General features: G+C 46.8%; 4 protein-coding genes. 1 reads left to right on the forward strand and 3 read right to left on the reverse strand.

What is annotated here, in order from left to right; translation table 11 throughout:
* Window positions 1-422: 422 nt before the first annotated feature.
* The 3 genes from KDK16_RS02465 to KDK16_RS02475 form a co-directional block, all read right to left on the reverse strand.
* Window positions 423-899, reverse strand: coding sequence for a hypothetical protein (locus KDK16_RS02465; protein ID WP_257274505.1), 477 nt, complete (start codon window positions 897-899; stop codon window positions 423-425).
* 166 nt (window positions 900-1,065) lie between these two features.
* Entirely contained in the window at window positions 1,066-1,878 is an 813-nt protein-coding gene (locus KDK16_RS02470) for a formate/nitrite transporter family protein (protein WP_257254730.1), read from the reverse strand.
* Window positions 1,879-2,132: 254 nt separating this feature from the next.
* Complete coding sequence (locus tag KDK16_RS02475) at window positions 2,133-3,902, reverse strand: DEAD/DEAH box helicase (protein WP_257274506.1); 1,770 nt, start codon at window positions 3,900-3,902, stop codon at window positions 2,133-2,135.
* A gap of 124 nt (window positions 3,903-4,026) precedes the next feature.
* Here KDK16_RS02475 and KDK16_RS02480 point away from each other — a divergent pair, with 124 nt between their 5' ends.
* Entirely contained in the window at window positions 4,027-4,686 is a 660-nt protein-coding gene (locus KDK16_RS02480; protein WP_257274507.1) for an XRE family transcriptional regulator, read from the forward strand.
* Window positions 4,687-4,890 lie beyond the last annotated feature (204 nt).

Consider the following 4,890-nt stretch of genomic DNA (forward strand, 5'->3'; position numbering starts at 1 on the left):
CCCAGTTGAGTGATCGGCTGGGGTTTTTGCGTTGAGGCCAGTGAAACGCACATACTTGGGCGGCCCCCACCGATGGTAGTGTGGGGCTTCCCCATGTGAGAGCGGGTCATCGCCAGGCATTGAATGAAGCTGACCCCCAGTTGAGTGATCGGCTGGTTTTTTTGTTTTGTGGCAAAAAAGCGGCAGAAGAACTAAAGACGGACTGCGATAAATGCTAAGCCTGTGATCAACCCGAGGGTAGGATTGCTGGCATTCATAATGTAGAGAGCTGCGGGTGTATCAATAGGGACAAACAGGCGGCGAAAAAGTCGGGAGGTTTTTGCTGAGCTTTAATTATCTACGGCTAATCCAAAAGAGAAGATTAACAAACGGTTAAGTTTTTTCACCACAGAGGTCAAGAGAGTAAGAAGTGGCGTTTTTGCTCAATCGTATCTTGCCACTCTCAATGGTGGCGGTTCAGGTTTTTGGCTGGGTTCTGTAACAGCAACACTCTCCAGAAAATCCATGATGCTCTGAACATCTTCCAGTTCACCTTCTTCATTCCAGAGTACTGCGATGGAACCTGTCCGGAAGACGACTCTTACAGCAGAAGCAGGCAATTTGGAGAGTATCTCAGAGCTGACTCTGGTGTTTTCAGGCCAGTGTCCATCGGCTTTCTCCAGAACAATGAGCGAGTCATTGTCTTGAGCAAGAGACACTGTGGAATACTCAAGCCAGGGGCTTTGTTTGATGCTGGCAGCTTCAGGTAAAAGATCTTCGTCTCTGATTTCCCGGCAGGTAAAGCCAGACAGGATGGCCTTGTTTCTGAGCTTCATGCGTCGCCTTTCCGATCTGGAAGGTAGGAGCAGCATAAAGTTACCAATAATAGACAGAGCAATGAGTGCGACAATCCAGATCATGTTTTTATGTTAGAGGCCAAAAGTATAATAATATCGAATAACATCACAAATATCGTGGATATATAGATCTAAAAAATCGATGGGTCGGGGGGATCGTTCAGTTCTTGTTTCTCAATGCAGCATCTGCGACTACCTCTTGAATAAGAGAGGTAGTCGCACCGTTGTGTTATGCCAGTTCGCGCTCTGGGCTGGTTCGTACATGGGTCAGATAAAGTGGCAAACCAACCAGAAGGAAACCCCCTACCAGATTCCCCAGAGCAGTCGGTAGCTCATTCCAGATCAAGTAATCCATAACAGTAAACTCACCGCCCATAATCATTGAGAAGGGGAAAAGAAACATATTGACGATAGAGTGCTCAAAGCCCATGAAGAAAAACAGCATAATGGGCATCCACATGGCTACCATCTTGGCACCTGCAGAAGTTGAGATCATGGCACCGACAACGCCCATTGATACCATCCAGTTGCAGAGCATTCCCCGAACAAAAATGGTTAACCAGCCAGCAAGACCGTGCTCTTGGTAGCCTAAAGTTCTCGACTCACCAATGGCGGAGACCTTCGCAGCTATTGCTCCACCATCAATGCTGTAGCCGTAGGTCAAAATAAACGACACAAAGAAAGCGGTAGTCAGTGCTCCGGCAAAGTTCCCCAGAAATACCAGCCCCCAATTCCTGAGAAGCCCTCTCATATCGACGCCGGGTCGTTTATCAATTAACGCCAGGGGAACCAGGGTAAAGACACCAGTCAGCAAGTCAAACTTCATGAGATACAGCATGATAAAACCGATCGGGAACAGCAGAGCTCCAATTAGCGGGGAGCCAGTATTGATAGTCACTGTAATGGCAAAGATGGCAGCCAGCCCCAGAATAGCTCCTGCCATGAAGGCCCGGATAAAGGTATCTTTGGTCGACATAAAGATCTTGGACTCACCGGAGTCCACCATTTTTTTAACAAATTCATCGGGTTCGATATAAGCCATATAGTTCCATCTCGCTTTATTTATTATTCGTCGAGTCCTTTGCAGCAAGAAAGATGCCTGACCTTTGATCTGTCTCTTAACATTCTGTTTTTTAATAAGTTAACCACTTACAGGATGGTCAACGCTACAAGAAGGGAATTGCGGGGAAGGAAGAGAATCGGTGCATTTTTGTGTAAACGTGCACCAAAGATGGAAAAAGTGCTGGTGCTCTTTCAGACGTATATCCTGAAGGAAATTAATGAACGACAAAAGCCTTATTCTGCGTTATAAGCCTTTCGATAATGACCTTCATAGTCGAAAAGCTTATCAATGACCGACCAATAGTGTTTCTCTTTTTGAGCAATCACGAAGTCAGGTTTGCGAAATTTCTTTTGCTGACGAATAACGGCATCCACGGACTTTGCCCTGAAAGGCTCAGCACGGTTAATCAAAGCATGCTTGCCAAAATGATGATAAAAAGCACCCTGTTGAGCAGGGGTATCCAGGCGGAAATACTCGCAGACTTCGGCTCCGTCTTCATCGTAGTAGGTAATTTTGATTCTGGGGTTATTGCCCCCGGAGTCAGGTTCCAGCGTCATGCCAGAGCAACGAAGAACCATGCAGTCTTTCAGGTTAAGGGCGTCTCGCAGTTTTTTATCCGGATCAACCAGTGCTCTTCTGCATTGATGGCACTTTCTGGCGGCAATATCGTTCTCTGCACCGCATTCTTCGCACTCCTTGAAGCGATAGCGGAAGTCACATTGAACCATTTGACCTTCAAACTCTTCAATGCCCTGACAGCGGCGGCCATAGTGTTCAACCAGATCACCGTCGTTGTCGAGGATGCCCCAGAAGCTGTTCTCATGGCCACAGGCAGGACAGGGAACCGTCACCGGAACGGATTGGGAGTCTGGCTTTGGGCTACCTATTTCAGGGCTGAACAGATCATAGCGATTTCCGGCAAAGTCTATCACCAGACAATCTTTCTTGCTTTCTGCCAGACGAAGCCCGCGGCCCACAATCTGTTGATAAAGACTGACAGACTCTGTGGGGCGAAGAATAGCGATCAAATCAACATGAGGGGCATCGAAGCCGGTGGTTAATACTGACACGTTGACGAGATATTTGATCTTCTGAGCCTTGAAAGCCTGAATCAGGTTGTCACGCGCCTGAGTGTGCGTGTCACCAATAATCAAAGCAGATTCAGATTCTGGCAGATAGCCTATTATTTCCCGGGCATGATCCACGGTGGAGGCGAAAATCATGACGCCTTTTCTGTCTTCTGACGCTTTCATAACCTGGGTGATGATCTGTTTCGTTGCCCGCCCTTTGCCTTCCAGAAGCTTGTTCAGATCCGCTTCGCTGCAGCGACCAAAACGGTCTCTTGATAAAAGGCTAAAGTCGTAAAAAATAACTGGAGCATCGATTAAAGTTGCGGGTGTCAGATAGTGATTTTTAATCATGTACGACAATGGAAGTTCATAGATACAGCTTTTGAAAAATCGCTTTTCAGCCGTTTTCAGGGTGCCTTTTTTGTTTCCAGGCAAGTAATGCTGATAAATCCAGCCCATTCCAAGCCGATAGGGTGTAGCCGTTAACCCCAGTATTTTCAGCCTCGGATTGAGCGTTTGGAGGTGCTCTATGACCCTGTGATAACTGGAGGTCTTCTCCAGAGAAACCCGATGGCACTCATCAATGACCAGTAGCGAGAAATGATCGTCATCAAACTGATTCAGGTTTTTGGCGACCGATTGAATACTGCCGAATACAACCTGCTCAGAAGCTTCTTTCCTGCCCAGGCCGGCACTGAAAATGGAGGCTTTCAAATCATAGCTCTCATACTTGGCATGATTCTGTTCAACCAGCTCTTTGACATGAGCCAGAATCAAAACCCGGCCACGGGCAATTCGCCCCAGTTCACTGATCACCAGACTTTTACCTGCACCTGTGGGCAGAACCACAAGAGCAGGGTCGTCACTTTTGCGAAAATGCTGTATCACTTTGGAAACAGCTTCTTTTTGATAAGAGCGTAGCCGGAAAGTCATTGATTGATTATATAGGTCCTTGATAAAAGGCTGAACAGCGAATGACTTTTCATATCTATATCACTGGCATCAGACCTGCTGTTGTATAATCAACCCTTTATTCTTTTTCAGGACAAAGCAGGGTATGGCAAACGCTTTCGCACGTCGATTTCAGTTGATAGTTGATCGTCTGACACAGGGTAACAAAAAACAGTTTGCCGAAATGACAGGTAAATCCGCCTCTCATATCTATAAAATCTGTCGGGGTACCAGCCGCCCTTCCATGGCTTATCTGGAAAGTCTCTATGATGAGTTTCGGGTAGACTTAAACTGGTTGTTGACGGGTAATCAAAACGACAGTGGACAAATATCTAATGCTTCAGACAGTAAAGAAATTGTCTTCACTCCTATGTTTGATGTGCAGGCCAGTGCAGGAATGGGCTCTGTGGTGCAAGGTGAAGATGTCAGCGACTATTTTGCCTTTAATAAAGCCTTTCTGAGCCGACAGCTGGGCGTTTCCGGTGAAAACCTGGCATTTGTCAGGATCAGTGGTGACAGTATGCTTCCTACTTTTCGGGACGGAGACCAGGTGTTGGTAGATATGTCCCGGAAATCAGTTCAGAGTGAAGCGGTTTATCTTATTCAGACAGACGATGGTTTGATGGCCAAGCGGGTCAAACAGATACAGCATGAACTGGAAATAACCAGCGATAACCCTGAGTATCCCGGTTGGAATATTGATCTGAAAAAGCTGGAAGAGAATCCGGTAGTGGGCAAGATCATCTGGTGTGCCCGGGCGGTTTGAGCACTATGGTAGGGGGCACAATTTTCAATATCGTTGAGCTAGAAAAAGCATTCTGTCATGCCAATCCGCTACAGCAGAATTGGCACTAAGGAAGCAGTGTCCCCTGCAAATAAAAAAGGGTTACGATTGCTCGTAACCCTTTTTTATATATGGTGCCTAGGGGCGGAATCGAACCACCGACACGCGGATTTTCAATCCGCTGCT

This window comes from Endozoicomonas sp. SESOKO4 (assembly GCF_024606275.1).

What these genes read in the sequence shown, in the direction of transcription:
- KDK16_RS02465 (WP_257274505.1), bottom strand. Translation starts at nt 899, where the DNA reads ATGATCTGGATTGTCGCACTCATTGCTCTGTCTATTATTGGTAACTTT.
- KDK16_RS02470 (WP_257254730.1), bottom strand. Translation starts at nt 1,878, where the DNA reads ATGGCTTATATCGAACCCGATGAATTTGTTAAAAAAATGGTGGACTCC.
- KDK16_RS02475 (WP_257274506.1), bottom strand. Translation starts at nt 3,902, where the DNA reads ATGACTTTCCGGCTACGCTCTTATCAAAAAGAAGCTGTTTCCAAAGTG.
- KDK16_RS02480 (WP_257274507.1), top strand. Translation starts at nt 4,027, where the DNA reads ATGGCAAACGCTTTCGCACGTCGATTTCAGTTGATAGTTGATCGTCTG.